General features: G+C 35.5%; 17 protein-coding genes and 1 riboswitch. Of the genes, 10 read left to right on the top strand and 7 right to left on the bottom strand.

What is annotated here, in order from left to right; translation table 11 throughout:
* Positions 1 to 24 precede the first annotated feature (24 nt).
* From A9178_RS10405 to A9178_RS10390, 4 genes are all read right to left on the bottom strand, one after another.
* Positions 25 to 981, bottom strand: a complete 957-nt coding sequence (locus tag A9178_RS10405; RefSeq protein ID WP_068675012.1) for an ABC transporter permease — start codon at positions 979 to 981, stop codon at positions 25 to 27.
* A 12-nt stretch (positions 982 to 993) separates the two neighbouring features.
* Positions 994 to 1,893, bottom strand: a complete 900-nt coding sequence (gene nikC, locus A9178_RS10400; RefSeq protein ID WP_068675011.1) for a nickel transporter permease — start codon at positions 1,891 to 1,893, stop codon at positions 994 to 996.
* Positions 1,894 to 2,438: 545 nt separating this feature from the next.
* On the bottom strand, positions 2,439 to 3,542 hold the full coding sequence (locus tag A9178_RS10395) for a 5-methyltetrahydropteroyltriglutamate--homocysteine S-methyltransferase (protein ID WP_068675010.1): 1,104 nt from the start codon (positions 3,540 to 3,542) through the stop codon (positions 2,439 to 2,441).
* A gap of 105 nt (positions 3,543 to 3,647) precedes the next feature.
* Positions 3,648 to 4,403: a cyclase family protein gene (locus tag A9178_RS10390; RefSeq protein WP_068675379.1), complete on the bottom strand. Its 756-nt coding sequence runs from the start codon at positions 4,401 to 4,403 to the stop codon at positions 3,648 to 3,650.
* 93 nt (positions 4,404 to 4,496) lie between these two features.
* A riboswitch (SAM riboswitch) is annotated at positions 4,497 to 4,598 on the bottom strand.
* Positions 4,599 to 4,768: 170 nt separating this feature from the next.
* Here A9178_RS10390 and A9178_RS10385 point away from each other — a divergent pair.
* From A9178_RS10385 to A9178_RS10340, 10 genes are all read left to right on the top strand, one after another.
* On the top strand, positions 4,769 to 5,674 hold the full coding sequence (locus A9178_RS10385; protein WP_068675008.1) for a lysozyme inhibitor LprI family protein: 906 nt from the start codon (positions 4,769 to 4,771) through the stop codon (positions 5,672 to 5,674).
* 167 nt (positions 5,675 to 5,841) lie between these two features.
* Positions 5,842 to 6,441, top strand: coding sequence for a class I SAM-dependent methyltransferase (locus tag A9178_RS10380; protein WP_068675006.1), 600 nt, complete (start codon positions 5,842 to 5,844; stop codon positions 6,439 to 6,441).
* A gap of 131 nt (positions 6,442 to 6,572) precedes the next feature.
* Positions 6,573 to 7,538: a substrate-binding domain-containing protein gene (locus A9178_RS10375; protein ID WP_068675004.1), complete on the top strand. Its 966-nt coding sequence runs from the start codon at positions 6,573 to 6,575 to the stop codon at positions 7,536 to 7,538.
* Between the two features lie 33 nt (positions 7,539 to 7,571).
* Positions 7,572 to 9,290 carry a methyl-accepting chemotaxis protein gene (locus A9178_RS10370; protein WP_068675002.1) on the top strand — a complete coding sequence of 573 codons (1,719 nt, stop codon included), beginning with the start codon at positions 7,572 to 7,574 and terminating at the stop codon, positions 9,288 to 9,290.
* Positions 9,291 to 9,645: 355 nt separating this feature from the next.
* Positions 9,646 to 10,380, top strand: a complete 735-nt coding sequence (locus A9178_RS10365) for a class II aldolase/adducin family protein (RefSeq protein ID WP_068675000.1) — start codon at positions 9,646 to 9,648, stop codon at positions 10,378 to 10,380.
* Between the two features lie 6 nt (positions 10,381 to 10,386).
* The gene (locus A9178_RS10360) at positions 10,387 to 10,857 is read left to right on the top strand and encodes a PTS sugar transporter subunit IIA (RefSeq protein WP_068674998.1); all 471 of its coding nucleotides are present in this window, start codon (positions 10,387 to 10,389) and stop codon (positions 10,855 to 10,857) included.
* Entirely contained in the window at positions 10,850 to 11,149 is a 300-nt protein-coding gene (locus A9178_RS10355; RefSeq protein ID WP_197482178.1) for a PTS sugar transporter subunit IIB, read from the top strand. Before A9178_RS10360 ends, A9178_RS10355 begins: the two co-directional genes overlap by 8 nt.
* A 48-nt stretch (positions 11,150 to 11,197) precedes the next feature.
* On the top strand, positions 11,198 to 12,619 hold the full coding sequence (locus tag A9178_RS10350) for a PTS galactitol transporter subunit IIC (protein WP_068674994.1): 1,422 nt from the start codon (positions 11,198 to 11,200) through the stop codon (positions 12,617 to 12,619).
* 177 nt (positions 12,620 to 12,796) lie between these two features.
* Positions 12,797 to 14,077: a RuBisCO large subunit C-terminal-like domain-containing protein gene (locus A9178_RS10345; RefSeq protein ID WP_068674993.1), complete on the top strand. Its 1,281-nt coding sequence runs from the start codon at positions 12,797 to 12,799 to the stop codon at positions 14,075 to 14,077.
* A 114-nt stretch (positions 14,078 to 14,191) separates the two neighbouring features.
* Entirely contained in the window at positions 14,192 to 14,950 is a 759-nt protein-coding gene (locus tag A9178_RS10340; RefSeq protein ID WP_068674992.1) for a DeoR/GlpR family DNA-binding transcription regulator, read from the top strand.
* A 1,431-nt stretch (positions 14,951 to 16,381) separates the two neighbouring features.
* Here A9178_RS10340 and A9178_RS10335 read toward each other — a convergent pair.
* From A9178_RS10335 to pdxA, 3 genes are all read right to left on the bottom strand, one after another.
* Positions 16,382 to 17,308: an aldo/keto reductase gene (locus A9178_RS10335; RefSeq protein ID WP_068674991.1), complete on the bottom strand. Its 927-nt coding sequence runs from the start codon at positions 17,306 to 17,308 to the stop codon at positions 16,382 to 16,384.
* Positions 17,309 to 17,469: 161 nt separating this feature from the next.
* Entirely contained in the window at positions 17,470 to 18,828 is a 1,359-nt protein-coding gene (locus A9178_RS10330) for a four-carbon acid sugar kinase family protein (protein ID WP_068674990.1), read from the bottom strand.
* A gap of 89 nt (positions 18,829 to 18,917) precedes the next feature.
* Complete coding sequence (gene pdxA / locus A9178_RS10325) at positions 18,918 to 19,937, bottom strand: 4-hydroxythreonine-4-phosphate dehydrogenase PdxA (RefSeq protein WP_068674988.1); 1,020 nt, start codon at positions 19,935 to 19,937, stop codon at positions 18,918 to 18,920.
* Positions 19,938 to 19,957: the final 20 nt, after the last annotated feature.

The raw sequence follows: 19,957 nt of genomic DNA, 5'->3' as shown, positions 1-19,957 counted from the left end.
TATGCATATTCCTCTCTAGTAGCCCTAATCTAAGTCAATTCGTTTATTTAAAAGTTTATACGCAATGTCGACAAGCAAGTTTACAAATACAAATAATAGTGCAATGACTAAAATCGTTCCTTGTACAACTGGAAAATCCCTTGCGCTTATAGAGTCAATAATGAGACGTCCCATCCCGTTAATCGCAAATACGGTTTCGGTTAATACCGCGCCGCCAAGGAGTGTGCCAAATTGTAAACCAATAACGGTAACAACTGGAATTAAGGCGTTCTTAAGGGCATGGCGGTAAATGACAATCCGTTCTTTTACCCCTTTTGCACGAGCAGTTCGTATGTAATCTTGTCCAATAACATCCAGCATGCTGGAGCGCGTCATGCGGGCGATAATAGCTGCACTTCCGGTTCCTAATGTAATAACTGGTAGTACGAGTTGACTAAAGCTACCCCAGCCAGATGGCTTGAACCAGCTAGTGTTATCCAGGAACGGAATCCAGCTTGGTAAATCAATCCCAATGGAAAACCACTGAATTAACATTAAGCCGAGCCAGAAATTCGGCATTGATAAACTAAAAAGTGCTAGAACCATAACACCTGTATCTACAAATGTATTTCTTCTCGTAGCTGAAATAACACCGGCAATGATTCCTATAAACACAGCTAAAACGGTACTATAAAAGGCTAATTCAACCGTTACCCAAAACCGGGAGCCAATTTCACTTACTACTTCAGTCCCACCGCGGATCGAATTTCCCAAATCGCCTTGGACAACATCAGAAATGTATCTAAAATATTGTACAGGTAGGGGATCATTTAAGCCTAAATTTTCACGTAAATTATCAACCTGTTCTTGTGGTGCACTTTCACCGGCCATAATTTGTGCCGGGTCACCAGGAATTAAATGCATCATGCTGAATACTAATATCGAAACCCCGATTAAAACAGGGATGGTTTGAAGAATCCTTCTTATGGTAAATTGAATCATGTTGTTCCCCCTCTAGTCTTTCGTCTTTGGATCAAAGACGTCTCTTAACCCGTCACCAAGTAAATTAAAAGCTACTACTACGATAACAATCGCAATTCCCGGAAATAATGCTACATGTGGCGCATTATATAGGAAGTTTCGGCCATCACTTAACATGGCTCCCCAATCCGGTGTCGGTGGTTGTGCACCTAGTCCAAGAAATGATAGACCACTAGCCGATATAATGGCGGTCGCTATGCTTAATGTAGCTTGTACGATAAGCGGGGAGGTAACATTAGGAAAAATATGTTTAAAGATTATTCTTCTATCACTAGCTCCCAATGCACGCATTGCATCAATATATTCTAGCTTTTTTACAGATAAGGTGGAACTTCTTACAATCCTAGCAAAGATAGGAATAGAAGAAATGGCCACAGCGATTATTACATTTAGTAAACTACCGCCTAGTACACTTACAATGGCAAGGGCTAATAGAATTCCAGGGAAAGCAAGCAATATGTCCATGAATCTCATAATAATACTATCTGTGCGTTTTCCGTAGTAACCTGAAATAATTCCTAGAAAAACACCAACAGTCGCACCAAGCGCAACGGATAAGAATCCAACAAGTAATGTGATGCTCGCACCATGAATGAGACGACTTAAAATATCTCGGCCAAAGTGGTCTGTACCTAACCAATGCTCACTAGATGGTGGTTGAAGCTTGTTTACCATATCTTGAGCAACTGGATCATACGGGGCAATCAAGGGGCCGAAGATTGCGATAATTAATATAAAAAGAATTAAGACTCCACCAACGATTGCCGATTTATTCGCTAAAATTTTGTAGACGATGTCTCTCCGTTGTTTAGAACGAGGGCTTTCGTTTCGAGTAATTATTTTGTCATTATCGATTTCTTGTAGTTGTTCCATTATGTTGTAAACCCCTTTTTCGGAAAATTAACATTAATATTATCATAAATTATCATTGTATAGAAGAGTTTGAACTAAATAAAGATTGAAATTTGTTGAAATTTGTCGAATGATGGAGACAATGAACCGGGGGGACAGTCCCTCGTCCCACTACTTGTAATTAGTATTCGTACTGCGTAAGTCAGCGCTCTTCCATTAGTTATCAGTACTACCACCCTAGAAATCAGCACGGAATTTACTAATGAAAATTATGAAAGATACATAGAACTTTAATGCCAGATGACCACCTCTAAAGAAAGGAGGTCGTATAAAAAGGAATTAAAGAAATTACTGTTATACGAAAATCAAGTATTCTATTAGCACTAGTTTGCTAGAATCGTTAGAGAAATAAGTAAAAAGTAACCTTCCTTTCCTCGACTAAAGGATAGGTTACTTTTCGTGAAACTAGTTATTAAAAGGTTAGCCGTTCCTCGTGCGGCAAGTAGTTGCTTAGTTCCTCGTTCACTATCTAGATTGGGACGAGGGACCTGTCCCCATGTCTCTACTTATCCCCAAATTTCTTTAGAAATATCCACGATGTATTTTAGCTTCGTCCATTGTTCTTCTTCGGTTAAAATATTTCCGTGATGTGTGGAAGCGAATCCGCATTGTGGGCTAATGCATAAATTTTCTAATGGAACATATTGAGAAGCTTCTTTCACACGTGCGATAATATTTTCTTTCTCTTCTAATTCACCATGTTTGGATGTAAATACTCCTAATACCACCCTTGGGCCATCATTAGGAATATAGTCTAGTGGTTGGAAATCACCTGAACGGTCATCGTCATATTCGAGGAAAAATCCATCTACACTTTCTTTGGCAAATAAGGTTGGAGCGATTTTTGCGTAACTTCCTTCAAATGCCCATTTAGATCGGTAATTTCCACGGCAAAGATGTGTAGTTATCGTTAAATCATCAGGTTTTCCTTCTAACACTCCGTTTGCAACGCGTAGTGCAAGCTCAATTAGTTCTTCCCTTGAATATCCGCTATCATTAAAAGGAATTTCGGGTGCATTTAATCCAGCTATATATACATCGTCTAATTGTAGATAGCGACAACCTAGATCATAAAAGGCTTTAATCGCATCACGGTATGCTTGAATAATATCATTCGCATATTCTTCCACATCTGGGTAGATTTCTAGGTTACGGATACCAGCATTGAAAAATTGGTTTGGACTTGGAATTGTTTGCTTTGCAATCGCACGGTCTCCAACAATTTCTTTGAAAAGAGCAAAGTCTTTCAAATGTGGGTGATCCGGGTTAAAAGAAATCTTTCCTACTACTCGAACATCATATCTTTCTGTTTCTTCCCCTTTAAAGGCGAATCCACTTTCAGGAACATAGCCTTCCACACCATTTAAATGCTCCATGAAATCCGTGTGCCAAAATCTTCGTCGTAACTCTCCGTCCGTAACTGCTTCTAGACCAACTTCAATTTGCTTATCTACAATTCGTTTAATTTCCTCTGTTTCTATTTTGTATAATTCACTTGCTGTAAGATTACCATCTTGGAATTCCTTTCGTGCTTGATGGATTCTTTCAGGTCTTAATAAACTACCTACATGATCTGCTCTGAATGGTGCTTTTACTGCTGTTTTTGTCATTTTTATCTCTCCCTATCGTTTAATTATTCCGTAAATTACAAAAGTAACTCCTTGTTGATAATTCATTCGTGGAAAGGCCACGTCCGGCTACAGTGCCTTTGTACCCTAAGGTAAAATCGCAAAAGAGCGGACTGGGAATCCGGATGCTTTCTCAGGTTTCGGACTAATACTGAAGATAACAGCACCTTTTGTAGGTACTTTATCTAGATTTGTTAATAACTCGATTTGATACGTATCTTGTTCAAGAACATAATATTCCCCAATTAGAGAGCCGTTTTTTCGAACATCGATTGCAGCATCTGTATCAAATGTTTCGTGACCAACGGCATTTATCTTCCTTTCTTCAAATAAAAACTTAAGTGCATCAAAACCCCATCCTGGTGTATGGCTATTTCCATCTGCATCCTTGTTCTCGAAAGTTTCTTTATTCGGCCAGCGTTTACTCCAATCAGTTCTAAGCGCAACAAAGGTACCTGCTTCTATTTTTCCATGTTCTTTTTCAAACTCTAAAATGTCATCGACTGAAAGGATAAAATCATTATTTTCTTCTGCCTCTTTTGACTTATCAATGACGACAAGTGGTAGGACAAGCTCCTTTAATTCAAGGTCTTCTAAGTAGCGCTTGTCCCCTGGAACGAAATGAATGGGTGCATCAATATGAGTGCCATATTGTCCAGGGAAATTAAATCGTTGAGCAAAAAATCCATCATCATGTGTAAAAAGTGTTTTAATTTCTGCATCGTCAAATGCAGCAAAATGTGGAGAATCAGGGCCAAATGTATGTGTCAGATCTATCCATTGTTTCTTTTTGAGTAATTCAATCGCATTTAAAAGTTCATTTTCTGTCTTTATTAGAGACATTAGATCACCCCCGTTTAAATAATTTTTCAAACAAAAAACCCTCTTCTTAAAGAATAAGAAGAGGGTTTACTATATAAATAAACGAAGTCACTCTTCTTATCTCTAAGCTTATTGCTTCTGGAATTGGCACAGTACTTTTACAAGTCCGCTGCCGAGGCTTCAAAGGGCCAGTCCCTCCACCTCTCTGGATAAGAAATATTAAGAATATTAAATTGATTAAACCAAATATATACTATCTAAAAATGAATGTCAAGGGTGAAAATTTTGTAAGTTGATTTAATCCGCAAACGGACCATTAATGATATGGATTAAAATTAGATAGTTTAGTATAGTTAGTATGTTTGGTTAAGGAGGGGGAAGATAAGATGAAATCTTTTATTAAAATATTTTTAGGTATACTTATTATAAGTGTGTTTTTAGTAGCTTGTGGTGGCTCCAACGAAAGTAAAATAATCGGAAGTTGGAAAGTAGTCTCAGATGGTAAAGTAGGGTCATACATGGAAATGAATGAAGATAGAATGATAGTTAGAAAAGAATCAAACGATGGTCCGATGACCGTTGACTACATTCTAACCGAAACTCAAGATGATAGTTTCATATTAGAAATTGTCAATCCAGAAAGCGGATTGAATGAATTTTTATTTGAAGGTTACTTTGAAGATAAAGATAATATAATCGTTACAAATACTTCAGATGGTGCAACAGAAGAGGACTATAGAATGATTAGAGTGGATAATATAGCAGAGGATAAAGCAAAAGAAAAAGTTAAAGAAGAGAAAAGACAAGAACAAGAGGAGAAAGAAAATGAAGAGAAAAGAATAAAAGAACAAGAGGAACAGAAAAAAGAAGAGATAAGATCACAAAAACAGATGGAAAATGAACAGTCAAAAGAAAAGGATTTAACACAACAAACAGCTGAAGAAAATAGTTTAAGAAATGAATATTTGCAGAAAGCAGACAATCTTGAAGAGAAGATAATAAGTGAGGCCAAAAAATTGTATGCACAAGATATGGTATCTGGTTTCTATGGCCAATACTATGGCGAGTGGGATGATTTATTACAAGAAGTTTGGGTAGTATTAAAAGAAACGATGCCCAAAGATGCATTTGAAGAATTAAAAATGGATCAAAAAGAATGGATTGATAGGAAAGAGAAAAAATTTGCTGAGATGCCAGATGAACATGCTTCATCAAGAGCTGCAGGAATGGACTTTTTAGCAAATGAAACTTCCGATAGAACTTATTTTTTAATTGAAAATTATATGGATTGATATAATGTTAGTTTGAGGGCTGCCATCAAGGTGGCTCTTTTTATTTTCATTGTATAGAAAATTAATAAAATATATCAGGAAAACTATGTAGGTCGTATTTCAGCTTTCTTATATTTTTAAATAACTTGTGGTATATTAAGGAACTATTAGAAATGGAGATGATATATATGTCAAAAGAACATTGGGATAACAGTTTTTCAGATAAAGATTTTGTTTATGGTAAAACAGAGAATGCATTTATAAACAGTATGAGCTATATCATTCCAAAGCATTCAAAGGTGGGGTGCTTTGCTGAAGGAGAAGGTCGGAATGCGGTTTATCTAGCTAAACTTGGTCATGAGGTAACGACTTATGATCAGTCGTCAATTGGCCTTGAAAAAACGGAAGAATTGGCTAGTCAAAATAATGTTAATGTAAAAACAGTTGAGATTGACTTGACCAAAGAAAAAGTTGGAACAGATCAATTTGATGCAGCAGTCATGGTATTCGGGCACGTACCAAAAAAGGACCAAAAATTTCTTATTGAAAGTATGATTGGGTCTGTAAAAAGTGGTGGGTATATTATGTTTGAAATATACTCTGAAAATCAACTTGAATATCAAACTGGTGGTCCGAAATCCGAAGAAATGTTATATGATCCAATCGATATTTTAAATTGGATTAAGGATTATAAATGTATCCATTTTTATTATGGTGAAGCCGAGCGAAATGAAGGAAAACGGCATACAGGTCTTGGTCATGTAATTCAGGTTGTCATAAAGAAATAGAAATGTGCCAGGGGGATGGAAAAGTAGGAGCCGTCCCCCTGGCTCTTGTAATTTGTCGAAATTTGCATTAATATATGACTATTGAACTATTACGAAATAACTATAATTATCCATACATAGGAGTGAAAATGATGAATTGGAAGAAAAAATATTGGTTGAACTTTTCTATTATTCTACTTTTAATAGTTTTGATATCAGGTTGTAGCACTTCCAAAGATGCATCGACAGAAGAGCAAGCTAATCAAAGTGACAAGCTTGTGATTGGGGTTGCCCATGCTAATTATGAGGACACCTTTTTAAATATGGTGTTAGATGGTGTAAAAGAATTTGTTGATGAACATTCCAATGAAATGAAAGCGGATTATATAGATGCTGGGAATGATTCCAATAAGCAAATTGATCAGGCAGAACAGTTTATTGAGCAGGGGGTAGATGCGATTATGCTTATCCCTGTAGATGTCATAGCTGCTGAATTAATTTTGGAAAAAGCAGAAAGAGCAGATATTCCCATTGTACTAATCAATCGTTCAAGTTTGGAAACGGAAAGTGTATTTATTGGTTCTGATGACGTATCTTTCGGAGTTATGCAAATGGAACGAATTGCCCAAATGTTAAAAGGTAAAGGAAATATTGCGATTATGAACGGACCGATGGGGCAAGAATCTCAAATAAATCGGACAAAGGGAAATAAACAAGTTATGGAAGAACATAAAGGGATGAAGGTCGTATTAGAAGGTACCGCAAACTGGAGTCAGGACGAAGCGAAAAGTCTTATGAAAACATGGATTGAATCCGGTATCAAAATAGATGCTGTCGTTGCTAATAATGATGAAATGGCGATTGGAGCTATAAAAGCTGCTGAGGAAGCTGGAATTCGTGATGAAATCATTTTTGCCGGTATTGATGGGACACCGGATGGCCTTCAGTATATCAAGTCAAATAAATTAGCAGTATCTGTTTTACAAAATGCGAAAGAACAGGGGCAAACGGGGATGAGTACTGCTTTACGTATGGCTAAAGGAGAAACAGTTCCGAAAGAGTCGATTTACATTCCTGCAGAACTAATCGTGAAAGAAAACGTGGATAAGTTTAGATAAAAAGGCTGGGTAGGAAAGTGAGGGGGTAAGGCTATGAGAAAAAATAAACGAGAAAAAAATAAGTCCTTTTCTATTAATAAAAAAATAGGCTTGAGTTTTTTAGTTATAGGTATTGTGTTCTTTAGTGCCTCGGTGATTTATTTTTCCCAATTGAAAGCGGTGGAAAAGTCTAATTTAGAAATCATGAATCGACACGTAGCTGTTTTGAAACATATTGATGAAATTCAAATTCAAGCGAAGAGTCAAATTGATCATTTACGTGCTTTCTTTTTATCGGGGAATACAGAATTAGTAGCTGAGATAGAAGAGTCAAATAAGGAAGTGCAGAAGAGAATCCAAGCATCACGGGAACTCGTGAATACTCAAGATGAGAAGGATAGTTTACGTAAAATTGAAATAATGAATAAGTTATTTCTAGATGCTGCGACTGTAGCTATCCCGTATCAAGATAGTAATTCCCAAGTGAAATTAATCGCCTCTTTAGCGGATATTCCAAGTACTATGGCAACGAAAATGGTTGATGAGTCGAAAATCTTAGCTGAATCTACTAATAATGAAATTGAATTAGCTATTAAAGAGAATAAAGAAAAGGTTCAACAAACTTTTATTTTACTATTAATTTCAGCCGTTGTTTCCCTGGGATTGTTAGTAGTGATAGGAATGGCGGTATCAAGATGGATTGTGAAGCCGATTGTACGTGTTTCCAATTCGGCACGTGAAATTGCAAATGGAAATCTTACAGTTGAAAAAATTGAAGTTAAAAATAAGGATGAAATTGGAGATCTTTCCAGTTCCTTTAATTTAATGAGGGATAATTTACATCAAGTTTTATCTAAAGTAGAACAAAATGCAGAGCAGCTTGCGGCAACGAGTGAACAGCTAACTGCAAGTACAGAGCAAACAAGCCAAGCATCCGAACAAATTAGTGATGCTATTCAAGAAATAGCGGTTGGTGCGGAGAATCAAGCGGACAGCACACAAAATGCAACGACCGTCGTGAGAGATATGTCTGATGGTATGGACCGAGCTTCAACGTCTATGGGGATGGTGGCGAACCTTACTTCTAAGACAAGTGAAAAAGCAGTAGATGGGCAACAAGTAGTTACGTATACGACTCGCCAAATGGATCAAATTCAACAGAAAGTTTCGCAAACCTATGATATTGTTCAAGTATTAAGTCAAAAATCAAATGAAGTAGGGGAAATAACGACTATCATTGCTAAAATATCCGAACAAACGAATTTACTTGCTTTAAATGCCGCGATTGAATCTGCTCGAGCTGGGGAACATGGTAAAGGATTTGCGGTCGTTGCAGAAGAGGTACGAAAACTAGCTACTCAATCTGGACAGGCAACAGCCCATATACGTGAAATCATAGAGGAAATTCAAAATGAGACTAGAAAAGTAGTAGACTCCATGCAGGAAGGGAAAGAATCAACAGATGAAGGAATTAAATTAGTAAATCAAACCGGTGATACCTTTAAAGAGATTACGAGTATGGTAGAGGATGTAGCAGAACAGTCTGTACAAGTTTCTACCATTATTGAGGAAGTGAATAAAGGTTCACAGTCCATTGTGGAATTGGTAGAGACCATTTCAACCGTTTCCGACCAATCCTCAGCGAATAGCCAAAATGTTGCAGCAGCATCTGAAGAACAAACAGCATCTATGGAAGAAATTTCAGCGTCCTCCCAGATGTTAAGACAAATGGCGACGGATTTGCAAGATTTGGTGCAGACATTTCGGTTTTGAGCCGGGGGGACAGTGTATAATGGAAAATAAGTCAAGGATTAATATTCTGAAAAAAGGGCAGTGCTTTACGAAATGTGAAGCCTGTCCTTTTATTGTTGACAAGGAGCCAAAAAGATGCGGGACCTGTCCCTGTGCATAGCTATCATGGCTTATATAAGAAATCAAGATAGGGATTTTCTTTTGTCCGACTCAACATAAGACAAATACACAGATCACTCAAAACCCACATAATCCCAACAAAAATGTTGGTTTTAAAATGATTATAACGTAAATATGTTTAATTATGTTGACAAATCAACATTATGATTATATGATAAAATTGTATTCAGAAAATTAGGAGGAGGTGGAATATTCGTTGGTATTTCCTGCTGATAAAGAAGCTAAAGAAATGATTGTAGAAATCGGTAGAAGAATGTATGAAAAGGGATTTGTTGCCAGTAATGATGGAAATATTTCTTTAAAAGTGTCGGATAATTATATTTGGGCAACACCAACTGGGATTTCCAAAGGTTTTATGAAGCCAGAGATGATGGTTAAATTAGACCTTGATGGCAACATCATTGAAGGTGAATGCAAACCGTCGTCCGAAATTAAAATGCATCTAAAAGTGTACAAGGAAAATAAAAAGGTTAATAGTGTTACACATGCTCATCCTATGTATGCGACCATTTGTGCAATAGCTGGTATTCCTTTGGATAAACCAGTATTAATTGAAGCAGCATTACAACTTGGAGTAATTCCAGTTGCCCGATATGCAAAACCTGGTACAGATGAAGTTGGTAATAGTGTTGCTCCATTCTGTAAAAATTTTAACGGTGTCCTTCTGTCAAATCATGGTGCCCTGACTTGGGGTGAAGATGTTTATCAATCATATTACCGACTAGAGGTTATGGAGTATTATGCAAAAGTAATTTTGGAATTAGAAAAACTTCAAATGGGGAGATCGCTTAGCGAAAAACAATTACGAGATTTAGAAAACATTAAACTTTCTATGGGAATTACGTCTGGTCCCCTTCATAAAGGGAGCATTGAAACTCTCAACGACAAGGATATTATTCCAAAAATGATGGAAACAGGAAAAGTGTGGTGACAAGCTATGATTAGTGAAAATCATATTATTAAAGATTTAGAATGTAAAGACTCCCAAGATGCTATAGAGAAATTAGGGACCCTTCTTTATAATTCAGGAGTTGTGAAGGAAACATATGTAAGCGCTGTTAAAGAAAGGGAAAAGATTTATCCTACTGGATTACCGGCTGATGCATTTGATATTGCAATTCCTCACACTGATAGTATTCATGTGAATTCTTCAGCTATTGCTGTAGGTGTATTAAAGAAACCCGTTGAATTTACCCAGATGGGTTCAAATGATATTGTTTTACATCCGCAAGTGATTTTCATGCTTGCAATCAATGATCCACATGAACAAATTAATATTTTGAAAAGACTTATGTCGCTATTTCAAAATAAAGAATTACTAGAGTCAGTTAAGAATGCAGAAGGTACTAAAGAGATTTATGAAATTTTAAATAAAAATATATTAGGGAATGGTGATGGAAATGATTAAAATCTTATCTGTTTGTGGTTCTGGTGTAGTTACATCATCAATGGTAGCGAATAAATTAGTAGAGTTATTTGAGGAAAAAGGAATTGAAGCGGAGGCAGTCGAGTCTAATCCAAGTGAAATGGAAAACTATATTAGCAGGGATAAATATGATTTAATTGCATATGCTAGTCCAATTCCAGATAATTTTGGTCTACCTGCATTCAGTGCGATGGGATTAATTACAGGTATGGGTGAAGAAGAATTTATGGAAGAAGCTCTAAATGCTCTTAGAAAATCTGGAAAAATTGAGTAATAATATCTAATTAAATTGAGAACATTTACATGTTTGCGTAAATAAAAAATGGGGGTGTTTAACATTTTTGATGTTATAAAACAATTTTTTGATACATTTGGTGCACCAGTTTTCGTGCCAATTATTATCTTTATTATTGCATTATTTCTTAAAGTTCCTGTTAAAAAGGCTTTTATGTCGGCGCTAACAGCTGGTGTAGGATTAATGGGATTTACACTAGTAATCAATGCATATGCACCAATTGTTACCCCAATTGTTAATAATATGGTAGAAAATACTGGAGTTGATTTACCGGTATTTGATATTGGATGGCAAACGACATCCATTGTTGCCTATTCAACTGAGATTGGAATAATATTTGTTGGGGTATGTATTTTATTACAAACTATTTTATTCCTTACTAGGTACACTAACGTTTTCCAACCAGGAGACTTATGGAATAACTATTCATACATGGTTTGGGGTTCTATGATTTTCTTAGTTACAGGTAACATCTGGCTTGGAATTGCGTGTATGATTGTACAAATGCTATTTACCCAACTTTTTGCAGAAATGATTCAAAAAAGATGGTCAACTTATTATAAATATCCAAATTGTACCCTAGCTTCCTTGCATACAGTAAGTGTTGCTCCATATGCAATTGCGATGGACTGGATATTAAATAAATTTGGACTTTATAAAATTAAAGCAAACCCCCAGGTATTCAAAAAGAAATTAGGTTTTATCGGTGAACCTATGACTCTAGGATTATTTCTTGGATTATTTATCGGTATTATTGGTAATTTAACACAATTAAATGAATTAGCGTCTTGGGGTCAAATCGCTACATGTGGTATTGCAACTGCTGCTGTTATGGCAGTATTCCCTAAGATATCTGCAATCTTTGCTGGTTCTTTTACAGCTATTACGGAGTCGTCTAAAAAGTCTGTTAAAGGTACAAAAGGTGAATGGTATCTATCTGTAAATGATGCTGCGGGTTATGGAGAGTCTGCTACACTTATCTCTGGTATTATTATGATGCCAATCGTTTTATTAGTTGCTTTCGTTTTACCTGGAAACCAAACTTTGCCAATGATTGACTTAGTTGCTTTACCATACTTAATACAACCAATTATTGCCGTTTCAAATGGTAACATATTCAAGACTATCATTTCCGGATCTATTTGGTTCTCAATAGCTTTATTATTTACGACTTGGACAGCTCCGGTATTTACGTCAGTTGCTTCAGAAATAGGTGTTGAGTTTGGTGTTGGTATTATGTTAGTAACAAGCCTTGTTATTCTTGGGCAACCTATTGCTGCGTTAATTTTCTTTGCTTTCGTTTCTCAAAGTTTACTATGGATTGGTCTTACAGTCTCGATTTATGTAGTAGGTTATGTATTACTAAGAAAGAAAAAACATGTACTACACGAATACTTGGAAAGAAAAGCTGTTATTAGTGATGCACATGGTGATGGAAGAGTAGCGTAGAATCCTTTAAGCTAGTACCAAATTATAAAGAATTAAATTAGATTTTAAATTCGTCCCCCTCATTCGGTGAGGACATTGTAGATTGTTTTGTCTACAATTTACTGAATGAAGGGGTATCAATTTTTAGCATAAATGAATTACAACCACCTGAAAATTACTTTTAATAGGAGGAACGTAATGCAAAAGTTACTATTCTCTAATATAGAGGATGCTCTTGATGATACTCACGTCATTGCAACCTACTATATAGAACTAGATAAAAATATGAGTATTATGGAAGTTGCTAATAAAATGGCCATTGGTCAAACTTTAGGTACTTGGGTTGCAGTACCTGGAATTACAGAGGAAATGACAAAAAGACATGTGGGAAAAGTGGTTAATATCTACAATGTTCCTGCTTATGAGTTATCGAACCAAGTTGATTCAGCGGAAAATTATCAAAAATATCTATTTCAGATTGCTTTTCCAACAGTTAATTTTTCAAAGAGTTTAGCAATGTTACTCACAACAGTTATGGGTAATGACGCTTCTACATCAGCACAGATTAAGCTTGTTGACTTAAATTTCTCGGGTAGCTATTTTAACAATATCGCAGGTCCTAATTATGGTATTGCTGGTGTTAGAAAGCTTTTAAATATCCATGAACGGGCGCTGATTTTGAGTATGATCAAACCATGTCTTGGTTTTTCAGCGAGTTATGGTGCAAAATTATTTTATAAGGCTGCGGTTAGCGGAGGCATTGATATTATAAAGGATGATGAACTCCTAGGAAATCCTTCATTTTGTCCAGTTCAAGACAGGGTGAAAGAATATTTAAAGGCAGCAGATGCAGCCTACGAAGTTACAGGAAAAAGAGTTCTATATATTCCTAATATAACAGATACGTATCATAATATGCTACATAATGCGGAAAGAGCGATTGAATCTGGTGCAAAAGCGTTGATGATTAATTTTGCTACTGCTGGATATGAAATGGTAAAAGAAATTTCAATTAGATTTAATGTGCCAATCCTTGGTCATTATGCTGGATCTGGTATGTTTTATGAAGGTTTAAAAAATGGTATGAGATCACCGTTAGCAGTTGGGAAGTTGCCAAGAATATCTGGGGCTGATATGGTCATGATTAATACTCCGTATGGAGGATATCCATTATTAGACTACCAATATTTTCTAACAGTAAAAGAGTTGACTGCAAAACTTTATACGATAAAACCTACTTTCCCAATTGTGGGTGGAGGCGTTCATCCAGGAATGGTGGGAAAACTAATCTCAGAATTAGGAAATAACATTGTAATTGCTGCAGGGGGAGCAATTTTTGGGCATCCAGATGGTGTTGAATTAGGAGGAAAAGCAATGATGCAAGCTGTTGAAGCCGTAACAAATCATATATCTATTGAAGAATATGCGAAAGAGCATGAAGCTTTAAATGTAGCTATTAATAAGTGGGGGATTCTGTAGTTAAGATGTACTAAAGGAATAGGACGGTTTAATTAGAAGAAAATGTATATATAAAAACTTTTGATAGAATGGTACGCTCATTGAAGTAACTATTTTGATGAGAGGCGGAATTTAATGTTAGCTAAGGAAAGAAGACAGAACATAAAAGAATTAGTTTTAGAAAAAAAAGGGGTCAAAGTTGCTGAACTGGCTGAAATGTTTGATGTCACTGATGAAACAATCCGGCGTGATTTAAATGTTTTAGAAAAGGAAGGGGTATTACTAAGGGGTTACGGTGGTGCTTTTATACAAACTGGTGTTGAGAATGTAATAGATTCGGATATAAGACAATCGGTTTATATAGAGAACAAGAAAAAGATTGCCGTCATTTGTGATACCTTAATCCAAAATGGAGACGTAATTTTTTTCGATACATCCACTACAGCATATTATGTTGCGGAGCAAATTGTTAATAAAAGATTAACAGTACTTACTAATTCTTTAAGAATTACAAACCTACTCTCCAAACAACCGAATATTCGTCTAGTTTGTATTGGAGGACATTATAACAAAAGTGAAATGGGGTTCTTTGGGCTAAATGCTTTCAGGTCATTAGGTGATTATTATGTTGATAAATCTTTCGTTTCATGTAGATCTTTATCCATTGAAAATGGTATAACCGAATCTATTGAAGAAACTGCAGCGCTAAAAATTAAGGCAATCGAAAGATCAAAAGAATGCTATATAATTGCGGATTATACAAAATTTGAAAATACTTCCTTCCTTAAGATTTCCGGGTATGGGTCCATTACAGGAATTATTACGGATAAGCAATTAAGTGAAAGATGGCATAATGAAATGAAGAAAAAAAATGTGAAGGTATTTGATAGATAATAAGCTTTGTTTACTTAATCCCTATACGTAGTGAAAGGAATTAGATTTATCCAGTCATTAGGGCATAGAGGCATTGATAAATGTACAATAGTAATGATTATGTTAGATTATTCAGGAATTGCTCGAATAGGTGGGAAAATGGTGAGTTTCATATACAAATTCCACATTCCGACTTTTTTCGATATAAATGGTACTTTATTCACTAGCAAGCTAAATCTTTCTATTACTTCAATTAAGGCAATAGATATTTTAAAAGATACTAGTGTACTTCCTGTGATTGCTTCGGAAGTACCTTATTTGAATTTGAATATGTAATGATGGCCACAGGGATTTGCACTTGTATAACAATGAAAGGCCAATATGTTGTTTGTGACGGTGAAATCATTTATTTATACAAATCCAATAGATATAAATGAAGTGATGCATTATATTCAACTTTCAGCGATTAAAGAAGATTTTCCAGAAATCAAGAATATTTTAATTGTTGATGGGTTAGGTGGTGTTATTCATATTAATCCGTCATGGTGTCGGGGACTGGTCCCATGTTCCAGAATGATATTGAAGATTAGCAGGGTGTGCAATACAATGTTGTACCTAAGGATATACTCGCGGATAGGTATATGGTGGTACCATATAAATATATATTAAAATATTCCCCTGTTTTAATTATTTTACAATAGAAGGGTATGTGAAAAGAGCTAGGATAACTGATGGTTCTAATAAATCCCCTAAGTGTTACATCGCTTTATTAGATCAGTTTCTCTGTCTCTTTCTCTTCCTTTGCCCCAATCTGCCATTAAAGGAAGTAAGAATATTATAATAATAAGGGTTTTTAAATATAAATATATAATGTGAAAAAGTGAACAAATGAAATGAGTACGAAATCGACATGATAACGAATGTGGTATTACTTAATAAGGATTGGTCATATAAAAAAGCAAACATTTTATCAAAATGAACCTAATGAATGGATAGATCCCGCTTTGAAAAATAAAACTTTACTTTGTGAAAAAGCTCAACTAAGGGAAATCTTAAATAAAGTACTCGAACAAAGCATTTCTCGAAATATCTATTTCTTAGGTAGCAGAAATTCTCATTATTTGTCTTGTGTATTACAAACTAAAATTAAATTATAGGAAAGTTAAAGCACTGTCGCTTTTTTTGTCAAAAAAACCAAAAAAGGGCATCAAACTGATGTGATCTACTGAACCATCTGGCACGCAGGATAATAATATATTGCTATGGAAATAGATTACTAGATGGGTATACTGCCTTATTAGTTAGTTTTGAAGGACTATTAACGAATAGAAAACATAAAAAAGTGAAGAACTTTTGCATAAATGCATATAGTTTATCACTTTTTATGTATATAAATGACTAATTTTGGTAGGGAGATATGGGACGGGATGTACGTGCTTATCCTATCTGATACTATATAGGGAAAATTTTTTCGATTATTTGAATGTCTTCGGTGGTTAGTTTGACATCTATTGTTTTAAGGTTATCTAAAACCTGGTTTGTATTTCTAGCCCCGGGGATAACACAATCAATATTATCCTTTGATAAATAGTAAGCCAATACAATGTGTGGTATATTTAAGCCATGTTTATTCGCAATGCCCCGAACTTTTTCAACCTTTTCTAAATACCTTAAATAATTGTCCCCTTGAAACTGTGGTCGTTTTTTATTCCTTTCAGATATAATGGAATTCTTATCGTACTTCCCTGAGAGTAAACCAGAAGCTAATGGATAGTATGGTATAAAGGAAATTCCATTATTCTTAAAGTAAGGGAAGAGTTCTGTTTCTGCAGAACGGTTAATAAAATTATATTCACCTTGTACAACATCAACATAACCATCATAATTTGCTTCTTTTATTTGCTCCAAAGAAAAGTTTGAAACACCGATGCTTCGGATTTTCCCATTATCTTTCAATCGTTTAAGTGCACCTACTGCTTCATACTTTGGCGTTGTTTCATCCGGGAAGTGAATGTAGAATAAATCAATAACATCGGTTTGCAGGCGTTTCAAACTGTCATTTACTGTTTGGATTAAAAACTCCGGAGAATTGTCTAATTCCATAGTATCACCAGAAATTCGATGTGCTCCTTTTGTTGCAATAACAACTTTTTCACGCCAATTATTTTCTTTAATTGTTTTCCCAATAATTTCTTCAGATAGTCCATTACCGTAGATAAAAGCAGTATCGATAAAATTTAAACCATTTTCAATAGCGGCAGAAAGAACTTCTCCACCATATTGTGTATTGGATTCATTATCTTCTTCAGCAATTTTATTAGCTCCTAAACCAATTGGGTGAATATTTAGACCTGTTTTTCCTAATTCAACCGTTTCCATCCTACTTCCGCCTTTCTATATGTAAAGTTTTTTATAAATCTTCACATTCGCTATTAGGTTAGATGAATACCTTAGTAATACTTACACAGTTAGGAAGGATTTTATGCTTTCCTGTATGCTAGGACAAGGGATCCGCTCCTCCATAGAACAGTCCCTTTCTATTATAAATTTAAAGCTTTACTTGATCCTAGATTAGTAGATTCCTGAAAAATGCGTTCCACAATAGAAACAGCTGTATCCGTTGTACCTGTCAAACCACCTTTACCTACAATGGTTAGTCCATCATATTTGCCACCTATAATTCTTCCAAGGTCTGCCTGTGGGATGACATAATCTACTAATTCTATTCCCTTTGCACCTAATGCACGTAATATATGAGCCATCGTATCTCCGCCGGTCATATAAATCCCTTTTATATCAAATGTTTCATTGTTTAATATTTCATTTACAATTTCACCTAGACCACGATTTATATTGTTTGCTGCATCACCCTGGAGTAATCCCAACTCTTTTTCCTTTTCTGATAAATCTAGACGTTTTCCAGATAAGCACGTTTCTAGAAGAATCGCTTTAGCTTGTTTTCGTTTTAAGGAATTAATTTTCTTGGATGTACGTTTTACCTCTAAAGACGCCGTATTTATTCTATCGATAAGTTGTTCTGCTGAAACGGGTATTAGTGTAACCCACTCTTTGTTAGATAACGTTTTCATTTGTGTTTTAGTAACAGATGATGCACTTCCAGCAACTGTAAGTACCGTTCCGTTATATATGTTCGTGCGGTTATCCTTATTTACTGGTTTATTTTCTTCAAAGGCAAATCCATTACAGACTGCCAATTTTTCCGTGAAAGGACCAGGATCAATTGCCATTACATTCCACTTTAATTCATGGACAGCCTTAGCGATACTTTCCACATCTTCTATTGTTACAGCATCAGCAATAATAATTTTTGCGCCATTATTTTTTTCTTTCTGAAGATGTTGTGATAATGCATCTTTCCCTGAAAGTATTACTTGTAAAGGAATAAGTCCTATTTTACGCTCAGTCTGCTCAGCCATCAGTGTTGGGATATGAGACTCCGTTACTGGAGTTCGAACATCATTTGCTACTGGTGTTGTTGATAATGGGACACCATCAATTAGTGAGTAACCACCAACTAGGATACGATTAGATTGAGGCATAGAAGGTACCATAACTGCTATCGTGTTAGGAGCTAACTCATCTAACATCGCATCAACTTCTGCACCAATTCCCCCTCTTAATGTCGTATCAATACGTTTTGAAAAATAGGTAGCACCTTTTTCTTTTAAAGAACGTACTGCTGATTTTACCTTTTCTTGTGCTTCCATTTTTGGTAATGCTCTACTATCTGTACTTAAAACAACTGCATGATGCCCCCTATCCTCAGTTATATCTTTCTCCTCAAAGAAAGCAGCAGTTGAGACACCGGCCTTTGCTAGTAATACACCGACAGTAGTTGCTCCTGTTAAATCATCTGCAACAATGCCGATTTTACACATATTTATTCCCCCTGTAGTAAAGCTTAATAGAAATACCAGGAAAGAAAAATACTTTCCCGGTACATGTTAATATATTTCACACTATCTTATTAGTTCTTTACTAATGCATTTTGTTTCATTTTCCAGTATTCTACTGGAACTAATGTTGCTTCAATCATACTTACAGATCCAGCAATATTTTTTCCTGCAATATCAAATGCAGTACCATGGTCAACGGAACTTCTCATAAATGGCAATCCCCAAGTAATAGTAATGGATTTTTCAAAATCCAATGTTTTACACGCGATATGCCCTTGGTCGTGGTATAAAGAAAGAATTGCGTCATATCTTCCTTGTAATCCTAAATGGAAAACAGAATCAGCAGGTACTGGTCCTACAGCATTCATTCCTTCTGCTTGAGCAGCTTCAACTGCTGGTATTAAATGTTCAGCCTCTTCTGTTCCGAATAAACCATTATCGGAAGCATGTGGATTTAGTGCAGCAACAGCAATTTTAGGACTTTCCATACCAATTCCATTAAGCTCTTTATTGATTTGTCTTACACTTTCTAAAACCCTGTCTTTTGTTGCGTAATCACAAGCTTCTTTTAATGCTTTATGTCGACTAACAAAGAAAACCTTTAAATTTCTGCAGTTAAACATGGTAAGTGCATAATCAGATTTAGTTAAATCTCCATAAATTTCTGTATGTCCTTCTTGTTTAACCCCTGCAAGTTTAATAGCTTCTTTATGAATAGGAGCTGTGGCAACGATATCAATCTCTTTATTCATTCCTAATTCAATTGATTTAACAACATAGTCATAAGCCATTTGCCCGGCTAGTTTTTGAACTTTACCATACTCAATGCTGTCACAATCATATTCTCCAGTTTCTAGTACATCAATTGTTCCATATTCAAATTTTCCCTCTGAAGGAGTATTGATTTTATTAATGTTGAAATCGCAATTTTTCACTTTCATTGCTCTTTTAACAATATTTATAGAACCAATTAAAAATGGTTTACATTCTTGGTATACCTTTTCTTCACATACTGTATCAAGTGTTATTTCAGGGCCTATTCCAGCAGGATCTCCGATTGTTATAGCGACAATAGGTCTTTTAGTTTCCATGATTATTATCTCTCCTATTC

Source organism: Oceanobacillus sp. Castelsardo, assembly GCF_001659985.1.
Taxonomy (GTDB): domain Bacteria; phylum Bacillota; class Bacilli; order Bacillales; family Amphibacillaceae; genus Oceanobacillus.
This window is presented reverse-complemented; position numbering and strand designations above follow the sequence as displayed.